Origin of the sequence: Arthrobacter sp. Br18 (assembly GCF_000520555.1) — a bacterium.
Classification (GTDB): domain Bacteria; phylum Actinomycetota; class Actinomycetes; order Actinomycetales; family Micrococcaceae; genus Arthrobacter_D.
Genome location: NZ_AZSA01000298.1, coordinates 1 through 3,118, shown reverse-complemented (window position 1 = coordinate 3,118; position 3,118 = coordinate 1). Strand labels below are relative to the sequence as shown.

Annotated in this window: 2 protein-coding genes; both read left to right on the top strand. The window is 63.0% G+C overall.

Annotation, left to right across the window (positions count from 1 at the left end; translation table 11 throughout):
- Positions 1-1,063: HAD-IC family P-type ATPase (locus tag Y704_RS18430; protein WP_035771308.1), on the top strand; the 1,063-nt coding region annotated here is incomplete at its 5' end.
- 1,417 nt (positions 1,064-2,480) lie between these two features.
- Complete coding sequence (locus tag Y704_RS0102385) at positions 2,481-3,086, top strand: DUF305 domain-containing protein (protein WP_343212798.1); 606 nt, start codon at positions 2,481-2,483, stop codon at positions 3,084-3,086.
- Positions 3,087-3,118 lie beyond the last annotated feature (32 nt).

Sequence of the window (3,118 nt, the reverse complement as noted above, 5' to 3'; positions counted from 1 at the left end):
AATCTCCACCGAACGCGCAGCCAAGGCAGGGGTGCTCATCAAGGACCGGATCGCCCTGGAACGCATGCGCACCATCGACGTCGTCCTGTTCGACAAGACCGGCACCCTCACCGAAGGCAAGCACGCCGTCACCGCCGTCACCACCGTCGATGGAACCAGTGAGGCGGAGCTGTTGGCCCTGGCCGGTGCCGCCGAATCCGACAGCGAACACCCCGTCGCCCGCGCCATCGTCACCGCCGCACGGGAGAACCCCGAGGCGGCAGCCCTCTCCTACACCGGCACCGGCTTTTCCTCACTGACCGGACGCGGGGTGCGCGCAACCGTTCAGGGGACGGACATCGCCGTGGGCGGGCCGAATCTGCTCAAGGAACTCGGCCTCAGCACCCCTGCCGCCATCTCCGGGACAGCCCAGGAGTGGGTGGGACGTGGAGCGTCGGTCCTTCACATCATCCGCGACGGGCACGTCATCGGTGCGCTCCGGCTTGAGGACAAGGTCCGCGAGGAATCCCGGGCAGCAGTGAAAGCCCTGCAGGAGCGCGGGGTGAAAGTCGCGATGATCACCGGTGACGCACGCCAGGTCGCAGACGTCGTCGGCCGTGAACTCGGCATCGACGAAGTGTTCGCCGACGTCCTGCCCCAGGACAAGGACACGAAAGTCTCCGAACTGCAGTCCCGCGGACTGAAAGTCGCCATGGTCGGCGACGGCGTCAACGACGCGCCAGCCCTGGCCCGGGCCGAAGTGGGCATCGCCATCGGCGCAGGCACCGACGTCGCCGTCGAATCGGCCGGCGTGGTCCTGGCCGGAAACGATCCGCGGTCCGTGCTGGCGATGATCGACCTGTCCCGGGCGAGCTACCGAAAAATGATCCAGAACCTGATCTGGGCCACCGGGTACAACATCCTGGCGGTCCCGCTGGCCGCAGGCATCCTCGCGTCCGCCGGAATCCTGCTCTCCCCGGCCGCCGGAGCAGTCCTGATGAGTATGTCCACAATCGTGGTCGCCCTGAACGCGCAACTACTCCGCCGGATCGACCTCAACCCCGAGCGAATCAGCACTCCTTGACAGAGGCGGGGAGGAGCAGGGTGACTATCCACTTTGAGCACATCGATCAAAACATCCGATTTGGCGCGGACTGCCTGAGATACCGGCTCGGCAATCCGCGCCGCTGCTCCCCCGTCCGGGGGTTGATCCACGAATGACAGTTGGTCCTTGCCTTGTCGTTACGGCATGTCAGCGGGGCGAAGATCGTTGGAATCAGTGACTCCGGTGCCTGCGGCATTCTCGCGTGGAGTTCGTGGGAGGTGATCACTTTGTATGCAAGGAAAGTCGCAGAGCGCAAGCACACACCGACTGTTGTACCCCCAACGGGTATAATTCTTGGAGATCTGGACACATCAATGACCCAGCCGGAAGACAACTGCCGGGTGTTGATCGTCGAATGAGTCGTGAGTAAGACAAGGAGGGATTGATGGACCGCCTGATATCCCCTCGCCCTGTTGCCTTACAACGATCACCCTCCGGAGCGCCCGTATCGTGGGGATGGTGCCTTCGTCTTCTGACCCTTCTGGTCGGGGTAATGTCCATGCACTTATGGATCGGCCCGGGTTCCGAGGGCATGGCAGGCTCCATTCATGGTTCCTCACCCGTATCGGTGTCCGCTGCCGTTGTGTCCCCTGAAGGGGCTCCCGCCGTTGATGGACCGCCTGATATCCCCTCGCCCTGTTGCCTTACAACGATCACCCTCCGGAGCGCCCGTATCGTGGGGATGGTGCCTTCGTCTTCTGACCCTTCTGGTCGGGGTAATGTCCATGCACTTATGGATCGGCCCGGGTTCCGAGGGCATGGCAGGCTCCATTCATGGTTCCTCACCCGTATCGGTGTCCGCTGCCGTTGTGTCCCCTGAAGGGGCTCCCGCCGGGACTCTTGAATCGCCTCCCGGCTCACCGTCCCACCGGGCCGGTGCTACCGGCCTGGTGGGACCGGCGCTTGCGGCAGTCTCCGAAGTCACCGCCGCGGACCACGGTTCATCGGATACGTCGCTCTGTGCTGACACATGCCCTAACGGTCACTCGATGATGACCGCGATGTGTTTGATCGCGCTCCTGGTGATCGGGGCCCTCACTTTCCTCTGGCTCCGCTCAGCCCTGCTCACCACGGGCACCAGACGACGCGGCCCACCAGAGCCGACCATCATCCGCAAGTCCAGACCACAAACAGTGTCCTTGGTTCAACTCTCGATCAGTCGCACATAAAAGACGGGAGATCCCCGGGATCTCCACGCATCCTGCACCAGCCAACACCACGTCATCGTGGGTGCAGGACGACGACCGATTCAGCGTTTTTGAACCCCACGTACCCACGTTCTAAGGACTGTTTTCCCATGAAGCACCGTTATGCCACACTGACCGCCCTCTCCGCCGCCGCCGTGATCACCCTCTCCGCCTGCGGATCCTCCTCCGGTGACACGGAGGAAATGGACATGGGCACCGAAAGCTCCGCCGCAGCCGCCCCCACTTCCGTCGCACCTACGGAAGCCATGCCCAGTGCCTCCGCGTCCGCCGAGGCCATGGCCGAACACAACGAGGCCGATGTGATGTTCGCGCAGATGATGCTGCCGCACCACCGGCAGGCCGTCGAAATGAGTGAGATGCTCCTGGAAAAAGAAGGCATTGACCCGGCAGTGACGGACCTCGCCACGCAGATCAAGGAAGCCCAGGAACCGGAAATCGAGCAGCTCACCGGCTGGCTGGAAAGCTGGGGAGAACCCATGGAAATGACCGAAGAAGGCATGGAAAGCATGGACGCCGGTATGGGTTCCGGTATGGAAAGCATGGACCCGGGCATGGGTCCGATGGACGGCATGATGAGCGAGGAAGGTATGGCGGCGCTGGGAACCGCAGAAGGCACGGAAGCCGAAACCATGTTCCTCGAATCCATGACGGCCCACCACAACGGCGCCGTGCAAATGGCCCAACAGGAAATCCAGGACGGCATGTTCCCTGACGCGATCGCACTGGCCGAGACCATTGTGGAAACACAGCAGGCAGAAATCGACGAGATGACTGCCCTCCTCGAACAGCGCTAAACCACCGGCTGACCGGGCGTGTGGAACCCGCT